Here is a 17,474-nt window from a genome sequence, read left to right as displayed (position 1 = left end):
GGCCGTTCACCGGCCCTGCCCCCGCGCGGGGTTCACCGGAAGGCGTCGAGTCCGGTGAGCGCCTTGCCCAGCACGAGCTGGTGCATCTCGACGGTGCCCTCGTAGGTGAGCACCGACTCGAGGTTGGTCGCGTGCCGCATCACGGGGTATTCGAGCGAGATCCCGTTGGCGCCGAGAACGGTGCGGGCCGTGCGGCAGATCTCGATCGCCTCTCGTACGTTGTTGAGCTTGCCGAAGCTGACCTGCTCGGGCCGCAGGCGGCCGGCGTCCATACGCCGTCCCAGGTGATGGGCGAGCAGAATTCCCTTGTGCAGTTCGACCGCCATGTCGGCGAGTTTGGCCTGGGTGAGCTGGAAGCCGCCGATGGGGCGTCCGAACTGCTCCCGCGACTTCGCGTAGTCGACCGCGGCCTCGAAGCAACTGCGGGCCGCGCCCATGGCGCCCCAGACGATCCCGTACCGCGCGTGCGACAGACAACTGAGCGGTCCGCGCAGGCCGGTGCCCTCCGGCAGTACGGCGTCGGCGGGCAGCCGTACGTCGTCGAGGACGAGTTCGCTGGTGACGGAGGCCCTGAGGGACCACTTGTGCTTGATCTCGGGGGCGGAGAACCCGGCACTGTCCGTCGGCACGACGAACCCGCGGATCCCGTCGTCGGTCCGTGCCCACACGACGGCGACCCCGGCGACCGAACCGTTGGTGATCCACATCTTGCGGCCGTTGAGGATCCAGTCGGTGCCCTCGCGCTTGGCGTACGTCCGCATGGAGGCCGGGTCGGATCCGTGGTCGGGCTCGGTCAGTCCGAAGCACCCGATGACCTCGCCGGAGGCCATGCGGGGCAGCCACTGCTGTTTCTGCGCTTCGCTGCCGAAGCGGTGGACGGCGTACATGGCGAGGGAGCCCTGCACGGAGACGAGGGACCGGATCCCGGAGTCGGCGGCCTCCAGCTCCAGGCACGCCAGTCCGTACTGCACGGCGGACGCCCCGGCGCACCCGTAGCCGTCCAGGGACATCCCCAGGGCACCGAGCTCTCCCAGCTCCCGGGCGAGCTCCCGGATCCCCGGCAGTTCCCCCTTCTCGTACCACTCGGCGACATACGGCAGCACCCGGTCCGCGGCCCAGGCCCGCACGGTGTCCCTGATCCCGAGATCCTCCGGCGCCAGGAGTTCGTCCAGCCCGAGGGGGTCGGCGGGGTCGAAGGGAGGAAGCTTGGACGACTCGGACATGCGAACACCCTCCGAAACTCTTTAACTAGCACTGCTAGCCAAGACGCTACGGCCTCCACCCACCCACGCACCACCCGTAGCCGCCGACTGCGGGGCTGAAGTCGCCAGTGGGGACACAGCACGATCAGCCAGCAGATACAGGTGGCGCGTGGGTGGGCGAAAACGGGTGGGCGAAGAGACGTCACACCGAGACGCGTGACTCCGCCGCGTCCCTCGGGGCAGGTACCTGAACCGCACCCTCGCACTGCATGACCCGCGGCAACCGCAACGCCATCGCCGCCCCGAGCAGCAGCAACCCCGCACTCACCAGCAACGTCACATGCAGCCCGTGCACGAACGCGTCCCGGGCGGCATGGCGCAGGGCAACCCCGGCAACCCCGCCCAGCTGCGCGGCAACCTCGTACGCCTCCCCCAGCGAATGCCCGGCCGAGGAGGACGCCGACTCCGGCACTCCCGGCACACCCGACAACCCGGGCGCGTACGCCGCGTTCATCACCGTGCCGAGCAGGGCGATCCCGATCCCCGCCCCCAGCTGGTACGACGTCTCCCCGATCGCCGCCGCCCCACCGGCCTGGTCCTGCGGTGCCTCGCTCAACATCGACTCGTACGCCCCGAACAGCGTCGTCTCCAGCCCGAAGCCGAGCAGCACGAAACCGGTCAGCATCAGCGCGCAGTCGTCCGTCCGGCCCAGCGCCGTCAGCAGCACCACCGCGAACGCCGTCAGACAGAACCCGGAGCACACCATCCGCCGCGGCCCGAACCGCCGCAGCATCCGCGCCCCGGCCAGCCCGGCCGCCATCGCGGCGAACGTCAGCGGCAGCAGCCGCAGGCCCGTCTCCAGCGGCGACAGCCCGAGCACCAGCTGCAGGTACTGCGCCGCGATCAGTTCGAGTCCGACCAGCGCGAGCATCGCCAGCACGATGCACCCGACGGCCGTGCTGAACGCCGGCCGCGCGAACATCCCGAGGTCGACCAGCGGATGCGCCCGCCGCCGTTGCCGCCGCACGAACGCGACCAGCAGCGCCGCACCCACCACCAGCGGCAGCACGGTGAGCAGGCTCCCCACCGACTCCCCGCCGCCGAGCCGCTTGACGCCCAGCACCACCCCGAACAGCCCGATCGCCGCCATCAGCGCGCCGACCACGTCCCAGGGCCCTTCGCCGTCGCCCTTGGACTCGGGCAGCAACAGTCGCCCCACCGGGAGGCTGACCAGCATCAACGGAATGTTGACGAGGAACACCGAGCCCCACCAGAAGTGCTCCAGCAGGAAGCCGCCGAGCAGCGGCCCGACCGCCGCGCCCACCGCGGCCACGGCGCTCCAGATTCCGATCGCGAGCGCCCGCTCGCGCCGATCCGGGAAGACCTGCCGAAGGATCGACAGGGTCGCGGGCATGATCATCGCGCCGCCCACGCCGAGCAGCGCCCGCGCCACGATCAGCACCTGGGCGTTGTCCGCCAGGGCCGCCAGGCCCGAGGCGACGCCGAACAGCGCGTACCCGAGGAGCAGGACCCTTCGGCGGCCGACGCGGTCGCCCAGCGTGCCGAAGAGGATCAGCAGCGAGGCGCAGACGAGCGGATAGACGTCGACGATCCAGAGCAGCTCGATCCCGCCGGGCTTCAGGTCCTCGGTGACGGCGGGGACCGCCACGTGCAGCACGGTGGCGTCGACGGCGACCAGCAGCAGGCTGACGCAGAGGACGACGAGAACCACCCAGCGGTTGGCACCGGCCCCGGCCGCCCGACGGCGCAGGGCAGCGGCCGTGGTCGTCCCGGACATGTACGTACCTCCCAGATGTTCCCTCGCGATCGGCGGGCTCACGGGGTGGGGGACGTCCCCCGCGACTCGGCCGGAGAGGAGCGGTGGTCTCCGGCCCGCGCAAACGAAAAGCGAGTGACACGTCAGAGTACGCGAGTCCGCGCCGGAGCCGAGTGGCGGACCTCTCACACGTCCGGCGGAAAGATGTGGCGTACGCCACTCCCCTCTGCGTCGACCACGCCCCGGGCGGCCGGCCGGTTCCGGCGCGGGTCGATAATCGGGCCCGTGACCGATCTTGAGACGCGCGCGGCCCCGTCCCGCGCCGGGGCGCTGCGCCGTGCGGCCCCGGCGCTCCTCGGGTACGCGGCCGTCCGTGCCCTGGGCCTCGTCGCCCTGGCCCTGTGGAGCGCGGCGCGCGACAAGAGCGCCTACACGCTGCTGACCGCTCGCTGGGACGCGCTCTGGTACACCAGGGTCGCCGAACTGGGCTACGGCTACGAGGTGCGTCTGGCGAACGGGGACGTGCACTCGAACCTCGCGTTCTTCCCGCTGCTGCCCTGGCTGGAGCGGCTGGTGGCGGCGGTGTCCCCGCTGTCGTACGCGGACGGTGGTTTTCTGGTCAGCCTGTTCGCGTCGGTCGCCGCGGCCTGGGGGATCTTCGCGGTCGCGGACCATGTGTACGGCCGCCGGGCCGGAGTGTGCGCGGTGCTGCTGTGGGCCGTGCTCCCGGTCGGGATCGTGCAGTCGATGGCGTACAGCGAGTCGCTGTTCACGGCGCTCGCCGCGTGGTCGCTGTACGCGGCTTTGACGGGCCGCTGGGTGACCGCGGGCACGCTGGCCCTGCTGGCGGGGCTGACCCGCCCGGTCGGGATGGCCGTGGTGGCCGTGGTGTGGGCGGCGGGCCTCGCCTGCTTCGCCCGGGAGCGGCGGTCCGGCGGCGCCCCCGAACCCGGCCCTCGTGCCCGCCGCGTCCTCGGCATGCTGCTCGCCCCCCTCGGCACCGCCGGATACGTGCTGTGGGTCGGCCACCGCAGCGGCAAGGGTCCGCTCGGCTATCTCGACGTACAGGCGGGATGGCGCAACGGCTTCGACGGGGGTTACGCCTTCGGCCGGTTCGTCGCCGAAAAGTTCACGTCGTTTCCCTCGGCCCTGGCCGGTGCCGGGCTGATCGCCGGGGTCGTGTCAGTCGTCTGGCTGTATGGGGCCGGAGTACGTGGGCGCCAGCCGCTTCCGCTGCTGGTCTACACCGGAGTGGTCACCGCGCTGGCCCTGTGCGCGTCGAGCTACTTCGGCTCGAAACCGCGCCTGCTGATGCCCGCCTTCCCGCTGCTGCTGCCCCTCGCGCTCGCCCTGGCCCGGCTGCGTATCCGCAGGTCAGCTCTGGTGCTCGGGTCGGTGGCGGTCGCCTCGGCGGTGTACGGGGCGTTCTGGCTGAACGGCTCCGGTCCCCCCTGACCCGCTGTGAGCGCCCGGAGAATTGCACGCCATGCCCCGGTGAACGAATTCAGAAGCTCGATAAAACCCGCTTCCGGAATGATCAAAGGAATTGAAGGCCGCAGGGCCCGGCGATTAGGGATTCGCTGGAAATAAACCTCCTCCTGAGAGGAATCCCACATCACATCGTCATCACAAAGCCGTTGATTCGACAGGGATCCGAGCTCACTCGCTGTAACGTCGATTGGGTGCGTACCGAACCGAAGCTCACCCGTCTGGACCGGGTGTTCGCCCGGCTGGACCGTGAGCCGGAACGACCGGCCCACATCGATGTGCCGAAGATGAGCAGGCACCGCATCGTGCTCTTTGCGGCGACCCTGGCCTTCTACGGCGCGATCGTGTGGGCCGTGATCATCACGTCCTGGCTGGTGCGGCTCGACTGGCAGGTCATGTTCTTCCGGCCGTACCAGCAGTGGTCGGAGATCCACTGGTTCGTCGACTACTACGTGGTGCTCGGCCAGCGCGGCCCGACCGCCGTGATGGTCGCGGCCTGGCTGGGCTGGCGCTCCTGGCGGCAGCACACCCTGCGCCCGCTCCTCGCCCTCGGCGTCTCGTTGCTCCTGCTGAACATCACGGTCGGCGCCGCCAAGTACGGCATGGGCCGCCTGGGACCGCACTACGCGACCGTGATCGGCTCGAACGAGATGTGGCGCGGCGGCGATATATTTCCGAGCGGTCACACCGCCAACGCCGTGGTGACCTGGGGAATCCTGGCCTACCTGGCCTCCACCGCGAGAGCGCAGCGCTGGCTGTCCGCCGTGTCCGCGGTGACCTCGCTCGGCGTCGGGATGGCCACCGTCTACCTCGGTACGCACTGGCTGAGCGATGTGCTGCTGGGCTGGGTCGCGGGCCTGCTGATCCTGCTCGGCCTGCCGTGGTTCGAGCCGCTGATCGCCCGTTCCGAGGACCGGATCTTCGACCTGCGCGACCGCTGGCGGGCCCGCCGGAGCCGTGCGGCGACGGCCGCCGCCCCGGTCAGCGCGCCGCCCGTGGTGGTCACGCCGCTGCCCGCCGACCGGGACGACGTCGCGGCCCGCTCGGCCCGGGCCCCGGTCTATCTGGCGCCGGGCCCGCACACGACCCGCTCGGAGCGCACCCCGACCACCCCCGCGGGCAGCCGCCGCCCGCCGCACACGGAGCGGCACCCACGCGGCTCGGCCTCCTCCTCGGCCCGCCCCTGAGAGTCGGGCGGCCACAGCGGACGGCGGGCCGGTGCGCACACCCCGTCCGGGCACGGCGAAGGCCCCGGTTCCGCTCCGGAACCGGGGCCTTCGCGGTGTCTCAGCCCTTCCAGGCCCGCGCCACCCGGCCGCCCCTCACCTCGAAGTTCAGCCGGCCCACGCGGTACTCCATCGTGATGATCGCCCCCGGCGGCAGCGTGCGCACCGTCGGCCAGCCGCGCTCACGCGCGAGGTGCTCGGCCCGGTCGGCGTCCAGGCCGACATAGGTGTCCGGGCTGTCGTCGGGTTCCGCGGAAGGTGTCGGAATCGGTGCCATGCCGCCACGCTATGCCGTGCCCGGCGACCGCGGAAGTCCGGGCCGGTGACCCCGGCCCCCGTGCCTCCCCTGTCACACTTCTGTCACAAGATCACGACAGCTGTTTCGGGAGCTGTCCGTCACACGGACGAGCGGTTTCCTAGGCCTTCCGCAGGTATTCGATCGCAATTTCCGCGTGTCCCATGAGCCCATGGAAAAGCCCGGCGGAAAGTTCCGGGAGAAGTGACCTCGGGGCCCCATTCCATTCCGGCGCCGCACCCGGCCGGCTCAGCCGCCGCCGCACAGGAAATGCATGGCTTCGGCACGCAAAGGCCGGTACGCCCCCTGTCGGAGCGCTCGGTGACGCGAGCATCATGGCGTGAGCTCGCGGGTACGTGTGGCGCGGGCTTCGGCGGGCCCGGCACGCGATGAGCGAAGGGGCGAGCGAGCGATGGGGACGCAGACCGTACAGGCGACGGTTCGGCCCGTGCCGAGGAGGAAGCACGGGCGGGTGGTGGTGGACTGGCTGACCACGACGGACCACAAGAAGATCGGTCACCTCTACCTGATCACGTCGTTCGTGTTCTTCCTGATCGCCGGAGTGATGGCGCTGCTGATGCGCGCCGAGCTGGCCCGCCCCGGCCTCCAGATCATCAACAACGAGCAGTTCAACCAGGCCTTCACGCTGCACGGCACGATCATGCTGCTGCTGTTCGCGACGCCCACCTTCGCCGGCTTCGCGAACGAGCTGATGCCGTTGCAGATCGGCGCGCCCGACGTGGCCTTCCCGCGGCTGAACATGTTCTCGTACTGGCTGTTCCTGTTCGGCGGCCTGATCGTGCTGGGCTCGCTGCTGGTGCCCTCAGGACCGGCCGACTTCGGCTGGTTCGCCTACGCCCCGCTCAACAGCGCCGAGCGCACGCCCGGCATCGGGGCCGACCTGTGGATCATGGGGCTGGCGCTGTCCGGCTTCGGCACCATCCTCGGCGCGGTCAACTTCATCACCACCATCATCGGGATGCGCGCGCCCGGCATGACGATGTTCCGGATGCCGATCTTCGTCTGGAACACGCTGTTCACGTCGATCCTGATCCTGATGGCGTTCCCGGTGCTCGCGGCGGCGCTGCTGGTGCTGGAGGCGGACCGGCGGTTCGGCTCGCAGGTCTTCGACGCGACCAACGGCGGGGCCATCCTGTGGCAGCACCTGTTCTGGTTCTTCGGCCATCCCGAGGTGTACATCATCGCGCTGCCGTTCTTCGGCATCATCACGGAGATCATCCCGGTCTTCAGCCGCAAGCCGATGTTCGGCTATCTGACGCTGGTCGGCGCGACGATGGCGATCACCGGCCTGTCGGTGGTGGTCTGGGCGCACCACATGTTCGCGACGGGCGCGGTACTGCTGCCGTTCTTCTCCTTCATGAGCTTCCTGATCGCCGTGCCGACGGGCGTGAAGTTCTTCAACTGGACCGGCACGATGATCAAGGGCTCGCTGTCCTTCGAGACGCCGATGCTGTGGGCGACGGGCTTCCTGGTGACATTCCTGTTCGGCGGGCTGACCGGGGTGATCCTGGCGTCGCCGCCGCTGGACTTCCATGTGACGGACACGTACTTCGTGGTGGCGCACTTCCACTACGTCGTCTTCGGCACGGTCGTCTTCGCGATCTTCGCCGGCTTCTACTTCTGGTGGCCGAAGTTCACCGGCAAGATGCTCGACGAGCGGCTCGGCAAGATCCAGTTCTGGACGCTCTTCACCGGCTTCCACACCACGTTCCTGGTGCAGCACTGGCTGGGCGCCGAGGGCATGCCCCGCCGGTACGCCGACTACCTCGCCGCGGACGGGTTCACGGCGCTCAACACCGTGTCGACGATCGGCGCGTTCCTGCTCGGCATGTCGACGCTGCCGTTCCTCTACAACGTGTGGAAGACCGCCAAGTACGGCGAGAAGGTCGAGGTCGACGACCCCTGGGGCTACGGCCGTTCCCTGGAGTGGGCGACCTCCTGCCCGCCGCCCCGGCACAACTTCACGGTGCTGCCCCGGATCCGGTCGGAGTCGCCGGCGTTCGACCTGCACCATCCGCGGTACGCGGCGGTGACTGCGCAGCCCGAGCCAGAGCGCCATCAAGCCGGTCGCGACCCCTCCTGATCGCCTCGATCAGCCCGTCGGGTTCGAGCACCTCGAACTCGAAGCCCAGCATCATCACGTGGATCACCATCACGTCGAGGCTCCCGGCGCCGCAGCGCAGCAGGCAGCTGTCCGGGCCCTCCGCCTCCAGCACCCCGGCGCTGGGCGAGATGTGCGCGGCGGCCTTCTCCAGGGGCGCCAGGAGCCGCACCACGGCGTGAGTGGCGTACACGTCCGTGGAGACGCCCTGGGAGACGTAGGCGGCGAGGTCCTCGGCGGGCGCCTCGCGCGGCTCGAAGCGCGGACCGTGCGGCGGCCTGGGCGTGATGCGGTCGACGCGGAACGTGCGCCAGTCCTCCCGGTCGAGGTCCCAGGCGACGAGGTACCAGCGGCGCTCGCTGCACACCAGGCGGTGCGGTTCGACACTGCGGCGGCTGGTGGTGCCGATGGGGGTCCCCCCGCTCGAGGCTGTTCGAGAGTGGGGGAGGCCGCGGTACTCGAAGCGCAGGCGCTCGGCATCCCGGCACAGGTGGGCGAGCTCGGTCAGTACGGCCGGGTCGACGGCGTCGGGCAGGGGGCCGCGCAGCATCGGCACGGTGAAGGCGTTGAGGGCGCCCACGCGGCGGCGCAGCCGGTTCGGCAGCACCTGTTCGAGTTTGGCGAGGGCCCGTACGGAGGTCTCGCCGATGCCCTCGATGCCCTGCCCGGCCGCCGTGCGCAGCCCGATCGCCACGGCGACGGCCTCGTCGTCGTCCAGCAGCAGCGGCGGCAGTTCGGCGCCCGCGCCCAGTTGGTAACCGCCGCCCGTGCCGGGGCTGGCGTTGACCGGGTAGCCGAGTTCGCGCAGCCGGTCCACGTCCCGGCGCAGGGTGCGGGCGCTGACGCCGAGCCGCTCGGCCAGGTCGGGGCCGGACCACTCGCGGTGGGCCTGGAGCAGGGACAGCAGACGCAGCAGGCGTGCCGAAGTCTCCAACATGGGGGCGAGTCTGCCAGCCCTTGCGGACAGCCGCTGTCCTCAAGGCTTGTACGCCAGTTGGGGGACGTCGAAGCAGGTGCGGTTCATGTCCCCCTGGGAGACCCAGCCCTCGCCGTCCTGCCAGCGGGCCACCGACAGGCAGGTCCGGCTGGTCCTGGGCGGCTCGGGGCGCCGCTCGAACCGGACGGGCAGGAGCAGTCCGCCCGCGGTGTACCCCTGGCTGCGGTTCATGGAGGCGTCGACGCACGCGCGCGTGATGCCCGTCCTCGCGCAGGACCGCGCGGCGTCGGTGAACCAGCGTGCGGCGGCCCAGCCCTCCAGCTGCCACTGCGAGTGCGTCTTCAGGTCCTTCGTCGCCGCGCGGAACTCCCGTACGGCCGGGTGGCCGGTGTCGTCGAAGTTGCGGCTGGAGCCGGTCGCCCAGAGGGCGTTGCGGCAGCGCGGTGCGTCCTTGTAGGCCTCGGCGACGGTGGACGTCCAGTTCTGAACGTTGGTCACCTTGGCGGTGACGCGGGCGCCGACCTCGTCCATGGCCTGGCACAGCCGGGCGTTGCCGTGGCTGTCGATGGCGTCGAAGACGAGGTCGGCGCCCTGTTCCTTCAGGTCGGCCGCGACAGCACGGAAGTTGGGCAGGGCGAAGTCGACCTGCTCGGTGACGACCTTGTAACCCTCGGCGCGCAGGCCCCGTTCGACGAGCCGGGCGTAGGCGGCGGACGCGGACTGGTTGTAGGAGACGACGGCGGCGGTCCGGGCGCCGTGTTCGCGCTTGAAGTAGCGGTAGACCTCGGTGCCGCCGTACAGCTCGCCGTCCCAGCCGGTGGTGCCGTCGCGCGGCGCGAGGCTGCCGTAGATGCCGTAGAGGTGCGGGTAGGTGTCGTAGGCGCTGCCGAGGGGCTGGCCGCCGATGTCGGGCACGCGCGCACGGGAGACGCGGGAGGCGCCCGCGTAGTCCAGGGCGGTGGTGGCGACCAGGGCGACGACCTCGTCCTCCTCGACCAGCCGGTGCACGCACTCGTTGTTGCCGACGCCGCTGCCGCCGTCGTCGCACAGGCGTACCTCCACGCGGCGGCCGTCGATGCCCCCGCGCGCGTTGAGCCGGTCGAACCAGGCCTTGGCCCCGTCGCGCGGGCCGGTGAAGGCGGCGCCGCCGACGGGGCTGGTGGCGCTGGCGATGATGCCGACCCGCAGGGGCGCGGCGTCGCGGGGTGCCGGGGTGCGGTCGTCGTGTTCGAAGTCGCTCTCGGGGAGCCGGCTGCCGCAGGCCGCGCTCAGGGCGAGCAGCAGCGCGGCGGCGAGGGCCTCAGCAGCCCGGGACCGGCGACGCATTGCCGCTCAGTTGCACCAGTGCGCACAGCGTCTTGGCGGACAGCTTCCAGGTGCCGTTCTGCTCGACGGCCGTCCCGGAGGCGTCCGGCAGGGCGGTGGCGCCCTTCAGGGTGAGTGTGTACGTCACGTCCGCCTCGGTCGCCGAGGTGAACTCGATCTTGGTGACCTTCGCCTGGACCTGTCCGCCGCGCTCGTCACCGCTGAAGGCCTTGAGGACGGGGCCCAGCCGGTCGCCGTTCTCCAAGAGGGCCTGCTTGTCCTCGGTCGAGGTCTTCGGGTCGAAGAACTTCTGCCAGTTCTGCCTGATCTCCGCCTCGGCCGCGGCCCGGTCCGCCGGCGCGCTGGCCGGAGCGCTCGTGGTCCGCTCCGCGGTCGGTGTGGGCGGCGTGTTCCCGCTGCCGCCGCCGTTGTCGTCGCTGCATGCCGCGAGGGCCGGGGCGAGGGCCAGGATCAGGGCGGCCGTGATCGCCGTACCCCGTCCCGCGGCCCGTGGGCCCCGTGTCGGGTTCCCCCGCCTGAGGTCGCTGCCGAGAACCATCTGGCTCACCACCGGGTGTCGGTCCGGGCCATGTGCGCCCGGTGCTTTCAGGGTCAGCTTCCAAGGGGCATAGTGCAAGCGAGCGGCGGACTTGAGCAGGCAGCCAGGCGCGTGCCCGGACGACCGACGTGTGGGAGCCAGCGATGCGGACAAGCCGACTGCGAACCGTGCATCCCGTCCTCTGGGCCGGCTGGGCGGCGCTGGCCGCCGGGGCGGTGCTGTGCGTCGTCGGCTGGTACGGCGTCTCCGGGGAGCGCTTCGCCGAACGGCAGCTGCCCTACCTCGCCTCCTGCACGGTCCCCGGCGCGGCGCTGATCGTCTCCGGGGCGGTGCTGCTGGCCCACGGCCGGGGCTCGATCGCCGCCGCGCGCGTGGAGGAGCTGTACGGCCTGCTGGTGGCGGCCGAGCCGGCGGATGCGGACGAGACCGGGCAGGCCGCGCTCGCGGTCAGCGGCGAGCTGCTGATGGTGCCGGGCGGCACGCTGTGGCACCGCGCGGACTGCCCGCTGGTGGCGGGGAAGGCGGAGGCGGTTCCGGTGGACTCCAAGCTGGTGGCGAGCGGCGAGCTGGGCCCGTGCCCGATCTGCGAGCCCGCCGAAGAGACGGACTGAGACCGGGCGATGTCCTCGCTGACGTACGACCTCACCCTGGCCGGCCTGGCGGTGGGCAGCGCGGCGGCGCTGACCGGGATCGGCCTGATCGTGACGTACCGCGCGACCGGGGTGCTGAACTTCGCGCACGGCGCGATCGCGATGGTGTGCGCCTACGTGCTGCGGCAGTGCGTGGTCGAGTGGGGCTGGCCGCTGTGGCTCGCGGCCGCGGTGACACTGCTGGTGCTGGCGCCGGGGGTGGGGGTCGTACTGGAACGGTTCGTCTTCCGGCCCCTGGCGCTTCTCGGCGGTGACCCGGCGCAGACGCTGGTGGCGTCCATCGGGGTGTTCGTGCTGTTGGTGGGCGGGGCGGCGCTGCTGTGGGGGCAGGGGGCGCGGGACGACGCGCCGGAGCTGGTGCCGGACGAGCCGTGGGGGCAGCTGGCGGTGGTGCTGGTGCTGGCCGCCGGGGTGGCGGCGATCGTCCGGTGGACGCGGTTCGGGCGGGAGCTGCGGGCCGTGGTCGACGACCGGCGGCTCGCCGTGCTGGGCGGCATCGACGCGGACCGGGTCGCGGCGGCGGGCTGGGCGTTCGGCTCCTTCACGGCGGGCCTGACCGGCGTCCTGCTGGCGCCGTACGTGCGGCTCGACCCGTACGGGCTGTCGCTGCTCGTGATGGAGGTCGTGGCGGTCGCGGTCGCCGCGCGGATGCGGAGCCTGCCGGTCGCGGTGGTGGTGGCGCTGGGCGTCGGGGTGGCGCAGAGCCAGCTCACGCGGTTGCACCCGTCCGGGTGGGGAGCGCCGCTGCTGCAGACGGCCGGCACGAACCTGTTCGTCGTCGCCCTGCTGGTCGCGGCCCTGGTCCTGCCGGGCGTGGGCACGCGTGACGCGCTGCCGCGCACGGCCACCGCCCGGGTTCCGACACCGCCCGGCGCGTGGATCGTGGCGGCCGTGCTGTTCCTGCTGCCGCTGGGCCTGGCCGGCCGGGATCTGCACACGTCGATCCAGGTGCCGGCACTGGCCGTCGTCCTGCTGTCCCTGGTGGTGGTCACCGGCCGCAGCGGCCAGATCTCCCTGGGGCAGGCGGCGTACGCGGGTCTGGGCGCCCTGTTCACCGCGCTGCTGGCGGCGGGCCGCTTCCCGGGCCTGCCGGCCGTGCCGGAGCTGGCGGCCCTCGCGGTGGCGGTCGTCCTGGTGGCACCGCTCGGCCTGCTCACGGGCTGGCCGGCGATCGGCCGCCGGGGCCTGGCGCTGGCGCTGGCGACGTTCGCCGTCGGCGTGGGCGTGAGCCGCTTCGTCTTCGACCAGCCGTACGCCACGGCGGGCCTGTCGCTGGGCCGCCCGGCGGGTTTCGAGGGGGACCGTGCGTACTACCTCCTGGAGCTGCTCCTGCTGGCGCTCGCGCTGCTGGTGGCGCACGCGCTGCGCCGGGGGCGGACGGGCCGGGCCCTCGCGGCCATGCGGGACCACGAGGCCGGGGCGCAGGCGGCGGGCGTGCGGGTGCCGTCCCTCAAGCTGCTCGCCTTCGTCGCGGGCGCCGCGCTCGCCGCGCTGGGCGGCGGCATGCTCGGCATGGGCCTGCGCGCCTTCGACCCCGCCGCCTACGACCCCGTGCGCGGTCTGCTGTGGTTCGCGGCGGTCGTGGTGCTGGGCGCCGACAGCACCCTTGGTGCCCTCGGCGCCGCGGCCCTCCTGGTCGGCCTGGACGCGGGCACGCGCGGCGGCGTGGCGGCGGCCCTGATCGGCGTCCTGGCGGTCCTCGTGGGCCGCTTCCCCGGTGGCCCGTACGAGGCCCTGCGCACAGCGGCGGAACGCCTGCGCCCGCACCGCGCAGCGGCCCTCACACCGGCGGGGGCCCGGGCCCGCGGGCGGCTGCGCCCGGTGGAGCGGCGGGCGGCCCGGACGGCGCCGGTGCCGGCCGGCGCGACAGCGACAGGGGCGGCAGCACGTGCGGCACAGCACCGGAGCAGCCGGCCACCGGCCTCCCGGGCCACCTCGGCACCGTCGGCTCCCGCCTCCCCCCTCCTCACGGCCCGCCGCCTACACGCCCACTACGGCGGCTTCACCGCGCTCGACGGGGTCGACCTGGACGTCTTCCCCGGGCGGATCACCGCGGTCGTGGGCCCCAACGGGGCCGGAAAGAGCACCCTGTTCCACTGTCTGGCCGGGACGCTGCGGCCCGCGCGTGGTGAGGTACGGCTGGGCGGGCGGGACATCACCGCCCTGCCCTCACACGCCCGCACCCGGCTCGGTGTCGCGCGGACCTTCCAGCAGCTGGCCGTCTTCCCCTCGCTGACCGTGGCCGAGAACGTCCGGGTGGGCGGAGAGCAGGGCCGGGTGACCGACCCGGGCGCCGTGGAGCGGACGCTGAGGCTGCTCGGTCTCGACGGGCCGGTGCGGGCGCTGCCCGCCGCCGGGCTGCCCACGGGGACGTTGCGCCGCGTCGAACTGGCCCGGGCCCTCGCGGGCGCCCCACGCGTCCTGCTGCTCGACGAGCCCGCCGCCGGCCTCGACACCACGGAAGTGGCCGCCCTCGCCCGGGTCCTGAAGGCCCTGGCCGCCGACGGCACGGCCCTGCTCGTCGTCGAGCACGACCTGGACCTGGTCGCCGGCCTCGCCGACGTCGTGCACGTGATGACGGCGGGCCGGATCGTCGCCTCCGGGCCGCCCGGGCAGGTCCTGAACGCCTTGGGAACGGCGGCCGGGCGATGACCACCGTCTCCCTGCGCCGCGCGCGCGTGCGTTACGGCCCGCTGGAGGCCCTGCACGGCGTCACCCTCGCCGCCCCCGGCCCGGGCCTGACCGTGCTGCTGGGCCGCAACGGCTCCGGCCGCAGCACCGCCCTGCGCGCCCTGGCCGGAGCGGTGCCTCTGTCGGGCGGCGCCGTGGTGTGGGACGGCGCCGACGTGACCCGCGTACCCGCGTATGAGAGGGCCCGGCGCGGGCTGTGCCTGGTCCCGGAGCGGCAGGCCGTGTTCGGCTCGCTCACCGTGCGCGAGAACCTCGAACTCGCCGCCCCGGACCACGGCCCGGCCCTCGAGGCCTACCCGCAGCTGCGGTTCCTGCTGGAGCGGCGGGCCGGCACCCTCTCCGGCGGGGAGCAGCGCATGCTCGCCCTGTCCCGGGCGCTGCTGGCACGCGCGCGCGTGCTCCTCGTCGACGAGCCCGCCCAGGGCATGTCTCCCCCGGTCGCGGCCCGTACCTACGAGCTGCTGGGCGCGCTCGACGCGTGTGTGGTGGTCGCCGAGCAGCGCCTGCCGCCCGCCCTGCGGAAGCGGCCCGCGATCGTCTACGAACTGCGGCGCGGGACGGTCGTGTTCGCCGGCGAGGCGGGCGAGCTCCCCCACTGACCCGCGAGCTCCCCCACCGACCCGGCGCGCGAAGGCCCCGTCCGGTCGGCCGACCGGACGGGGCCCGTGTCCCGGCGGGGGGGAGCGGCTCAGAGTTCGAGGCGCAGGCCGGGCACGATGATGTCGGGATCACCGCCGATGGCGGCCTTGTTGGCGGCGTAGAGGTGCTGCCAGGTGGTCCCGTGCCGGGCGGCGACGCCGCTCAGGGTGTCGCCCGCGCGGACGGTGTAGTCGCCGCGGGAGGAGCCGCGGTCCGGGTGTGCGGCCGTGGAGCGCGCCGGCGTCTTCGAGGGCTTCGCCGGAGCGGGCTTGACGGAGGTGACCGGGTCGGCCGCAGCGGAAGCCGCGGGTGCGCTGCCGCTCGCCCCGGCGCGTGCCGAGCAGGTCGGCCAGGCGCCCCATCCCTGGGCGCGCTGGACCTTGGTGGCGACGGCGATCTGCTGGGACTTGCTCGCCCGGTCGGCGGTGGACGCGTAGGCCGTGCCGCCGTAGGCGCGCCAGGTGGAGGGGGCGAACTGGAGTCCGCCGTAGTAGCCGTTGCCGGTGTTGATGTGCCAGTTGCCGCCGCTCTCGCACTGGGCGATGCGGTCCCACACTCCGCTGTCAGCCGCCGCGGCGTTTCCGGTCGCGGCGAGCAGTCCGAGGGGCGCGAGCAGTGCCGCGCCGGCGAGGACCGCCGTCGTACGAACCTGGTTCTTCCGAGCGTTGTCGCGCGTGGTATCGGCACATTCGGACATGTAGTTCCCTCTCGAAACACCCGGGGTCCCCCAAGGCGGAACGCCACTCCCCGCACCATGGGGCGCGTGGGTCGCGCTCGCCCCGTCCGTCGGTGTGGTGCTGCGCGTGGTTCCGGAGAATCACGCGGCCGGCGGACGTACCCGAGCGGTGCTCGCTGCACACGGCCGAGGAATCTAAGGAGTTGACGGGCCGTCATCAACCGGTTGCCCGTCATGCCAGGCCAGTTCCCCGATACCTCGGGTAACGGCTATTTCCGGACACCCACTTCATTCCCGGATTTCCTGATATGTCGACCCACGCACCCGGCGGCCTGTGACCCACTTCACGACCTCAACCTCCTTTGCAAACCGGCGAGTTGACGGTGAGTGCGCAATTCCGCGCCGAGCGTGACCCTGCGCGCTGGTTGGTTCGATTCCGTTCGCTCTGGGGCGTGACTCCCGCCACAGATCGCCCGTTGTCATCTTCATGAGCCGGGACCCACCCGGACCACGGGCCGGGAGCCACCCGGTCCCGCCAACGCACCGCATCCCCGAGGGAGCCACCCGTGCCGCGCATGCTCGACGTCAGCGACGAGGTACGCGCCGAGATCGGCGATGAAGAGGCCGACCGCCTGCTCGCCGGAGAAACCGCCCCGGGCAGTTACGACTGCACGTCCTGCCGCACTCCGGGCGACTCGGAGCAGGAGCGCACCAGCACCGTCCTGTTCATCGGGGACGAGACGGCCGTCCTCGCCTTCGCCCACGCCGGCTGCCTGCCCTCGCAGGTCGTGCAGGTCACCGAGGAACAGCTCCGGGGCGCCGTGAAGTCCATCACCGACGACACCGTCGACCTGGAGCCCGACAAGGTGGTTCCCGAGCAGGCGGTGCTCGGCGTGACCAGCGGACTCGTGCTGATCGCCGGGGAGTTGCACCCGGCCCTGGTGGTGGAGCCGACCGCGCCCATCGCCCGGCCGGGCATCACGGGCTCCGGCGACGACTTCCTGCCGCTGCTCATCGAGCAGGGCTTCATGCCCCTGACCGAACTGTCCGCCGTACCGCCCGTGCTGCACGGCTGGTCGGTGCTGCTCGCCATGGGTCAGCTGCACGCGGTGCTCCAGCCCGGCAGCAACGGCGGCCGGCCGGTGGCCTGGTGGCAGGCGCACCAGCCGCTCCAGGTCACCGAGGGCTGGCGCGCGGCCGCCAACAAGCACCAGCAGGTGCTGATGTTCGCCGCGTCGGTCGGCTCGATCGGTCGGCAGCCGCGCGAGGACCTGCTGCGGGACGCGCTGGACAAGGCGGCGGCGACCGGAAAGCTCGTCGCCGCCGCGCTGCCGCTGGCCGGCACCTGAGCGGCGCGTCACCCGGACGGAACGCACCCCCGCGAAAGCCGTGCCGGGGCCGCATCCCCTGACCCGCGGGGTCGTTTGGACATACGTGCACGCATATGACGTTCCCCGCCGCCAGTCCTACTCGTCGATCCCCTCCGCACGGTCGGCTCAGGACTCCCAGGGCGGCCCATCGGCCACGCCGATCTACGACGCGCTCTACGCCGAGTACGTCAAGTCCTTCCGCGCACTTCCCGGCGACCGCAGCGGCGAGGAGAAATTCGGCTTCACCGCCTTCGGGAACCTCCCGCACAGCACAGGCTCGTACGGCAGTTCGCACAGCAACTCGTACAGCGCCTACAGCGCGGGGGCCCAGAGCGCCCGCCATGCCGCCGGACAGCAGCCGCAGTGGCAGCGCGTCGGGACCGTCGACTCGCACGGCACCGGAATGCACCACGTGCCGGCCGCACTGCCGCCGGGCCGGCGCGGCGGCGTGTGAAGCGAGCGCGGGGGAGGGGGGGGGGGGGGGGGGGGGGGGAAAGGAACCCCCTCTCCCGCGTGTCCCGCCCGCTCTCCTTTCCC

The 17,474-nt window shown here is 72.4% G+C and carries 14 protein-coding genes and 1 pseudogene; 8 read left to right on the top strand and 7 right to left on the bottom strand.

The genetic code is table 11. The features are described 5' to 3' along the window. Window positions 1-32: 32 nt before the first annotated feature. Together AC07F0_RS32280 and AC07F0_RS32275 are read right to left on the bottom strand one after the other, a co-directional pair. Entirely contained in the window at window positions 33-1,223 is a 1,191-nt protein-coding gene (locus AC07F0_RS32280) for an acyl-CoA dehydrogenase family protein (RefSeq protein WP_478983521.1), read from the bottom strand. Between the two features lie 181 nt (window positions 1,224-1,404). After that, window positions 1,405-3,000: an MFS transporter gene (locus AC07F0_RS32275; protein ID WP_478983520.1), complete on the bottom strand. Its 1,596-nt coding sequence runs from the start codon at window positions 2,998-3,000 to the stop codon at window positions 1,405-1,407. Between the two features lie 264 nt (window positions 3,001-3,264). Between AC07F0_RS32275 and AC07F0_RS32270 the strand changes: the two genes are divergently transcribed. Both AC07F0_RS32270 and AC07F0_RS32265 read left to right on the top strand, forming a co-directional pair. Continuing rightward, complete coding sequence (locus AC07F0_RS32270; RefSeq protein ID WP_478983519.1) at window positions 3,265-4,434, top strand: hypothetical protein; 1,170 nt, start codon at window positions 3,265-3,267, stop codon at window positions 4,432-4,434. Between the two features lie 227 nt (window positions 4,435-4,661). Continuing rightward, on the top strand, window positions 4,662-5,654 hold the full coding sequence (locus AC07F0_RS32265) for a phosphatase PAP2 family protein (RefSeq protein WP_478983518.1): 993 nt from the start codon (window positions 4,662-4,664) through the stop codon (window positions 5,652-5,654). 100 nt (window positions 5,655-5,754) lie between these two features. On the opposite strand, the gene AC07F0_RS32260 is transcribed toward AC07F0_RS32265, so the two are convergent. Then, complete coding sequence (locus AC07F0_RS32260; RefSeq protein ID WP_356926717.1) at window positions 5,755-5,970, bottom strand: I78 family peptidase inhibitor; 216 nt, start codon at window positions 5,968-5,970, stop codon at window positions 5,755-5,757. A gap of 430 nt (window positions 5,971-6,400) precedes the next feature. Here AC07F0_RS32260 and ctaD point away from each other — a divergent pair. Continuing rightward, window positions 6,401-7,972, top strand: a pseudogene (gene ctaD / locus AC07F0_RS32255) (aa3-type cytochrome oxidase subunit I); the annotation flags it as partial. On the opposite strand, the gene AC07F0_RS32250 reads toward ctaD, so the two are convergent. Genes AC07F0_RS32250 through AC07F0_RS32240 form a run of 3 tightly spaced genes read right to left on the bottom strand, consistent with a single transcriptional unit; the run spans window position 7,971 to window position 10,911 of the window. Then, window positions 7,971-9,047 (bottom strand): helix-turn-helix transcriptional regulator, encoded by a 1,077-nt coding sequence (locus AC07F0_RS32250; RefSeq protein ID WP_478983517.1) that lies wholly within the window; start codon window positions 9,045-9,047, stop codon window positions 7,971-7,973. The pseudogene ctaD and the gene AC07F0_RS32250 overlap by 2 nt on opposite strands. Before the next feature lie 39 nt (window positions 9,048-9,086). Then, window positions 9,087-10,373 (bottom strand): ABC transporter substrate-binding protein, encoded by a 1,287-nt coding sequence (locus AC07F0_RS32245; protein ID WP_478983516.1) that lies wholly within the window; start codon window positions 10,371-10,373, stop codon window positions 9,087-9,089. After that, window positions 10,348-10,911 carry an MTB12 C-terminal domain-containing protein gene (locus AC07F0_RS32240; protein ID WP_478983515.1) on the bottom strand — a complete coding sequence of 188 codons (564 nt, stop codon included), beginning with the start codon at window positions 10,909-10,911 and terminating at the stop codon, window positions 10,348-10,350. The genes AC07F0_RS32245 and AC07F0_RS32240 overlap by 26 nt, the downstream gene beginning before the upstream one ends. 143 nt (window positions 10,912-11,054) lie before the next feature. Between AC07F0_RS32240 and AC07F0_RS32235 the strand changes: the two genes are divergently transcribed. From AC07F0_RS32235 to AC07F0_RS32225, 3 genes are read left to right on the top strand one after another with little or no spacing between them, the layout of a single operon-like run. After that, window positions 11,055-11,522: a hypothetical protein gene (locus AC07F0_RS32235; RefSeq protein WP_478983514.1), complete on the top strand. Its 468-nt coding sequence runs from the start codon at window positions 11,055-11,057 to the stop codon at window positions 11,520-11,522. A gap of 9 nt (window positions 11,523-11,531) precedes the next feature. Continuing rightward, window positions 11,532-14,213 (top strand): ABC transporter permease subunit, encoded by a 2,682-nt coding sequence (locus AC07F0_RS32230; protein WP_478983513.1) that lies wholly within the window; start codon window positions 11,532-11,534, stop codon window positions 14,211-14,213. Next, window positions 14,210-14,851 (top strand): ATP-binding cassette domain-containing protein, encoded by a 642-nt coding sequence (locus tag AC07F0_RS32225; protein ID WP_478983512.1) that lies wholly within the window; start codon window positions 14,210-14,212, stop codon window positions 14,849-14,851. Before AC07F0_RS32230 ends, AC07F0_RS32225 begins: the two co-directional genes overlap by 4 nt. Before the next feature lie 89 nt (window positions 14,852-14,940). Here AC07F0_RS32225 and AC07F0_RS32220 read toward each other — a convergent pair whose 3' ends face one another. Continuing rightward, window positions 14,941-15,588, bottom strand: a complete 648-nt coding sequence (locus AC07F0_RS32220) for a LysM peptidoglycan-binding domain-containing protein (RefSeq protein ID WP_478983511.1) — start codon at window positions 15,586-15,588, stop codon at window positions 14,941-14,943. Between the two features lie 545 nt (window positions 15,589-16,133). On the opposite strand from AC07F0_RS32220, the gene AC07F0_RS32215 reads away from it, so the two are divergent. Both AC07F0_RS32215 and AC07F0_RS32210 read left to right on the top strand, forming a co-directional pair. Further along, a complete protein-coding gene (locus AC07F0_RS32215; protein WP_478983510.1) occupies window positions 16,134-16,916 on the top strand; it encodes a hypothetical protein in 783 nt (260 codons plus the stop codon). A gap of 85 nt (window positions 16,917-17,001) precedes the next feature. Continuing rightward, the gene (locus tag AC07F0_RS32210) at window positions 17,002-17,391 is read left to right on the top strand and encodes a hypothetical protein (protein ID WP_436731728.1); all 390 of its coding nucleotides are present in this window, start codon (window positions 17,002-17,004) and stop codon (window positions 17,389-17,391) included. The last annotated feature ends 83 nt before the right edge of the window (window positions 17,392-17,474 follow it).

Source organism: Streptomyces sp. NPDC045955 (genome assembly GCF_056430805.1).
The sequence above is the reverse complement of the archived record's forward strand: the minus strand, read 5'-3'. Positions and strand labels throughout refer to the sequence as shown.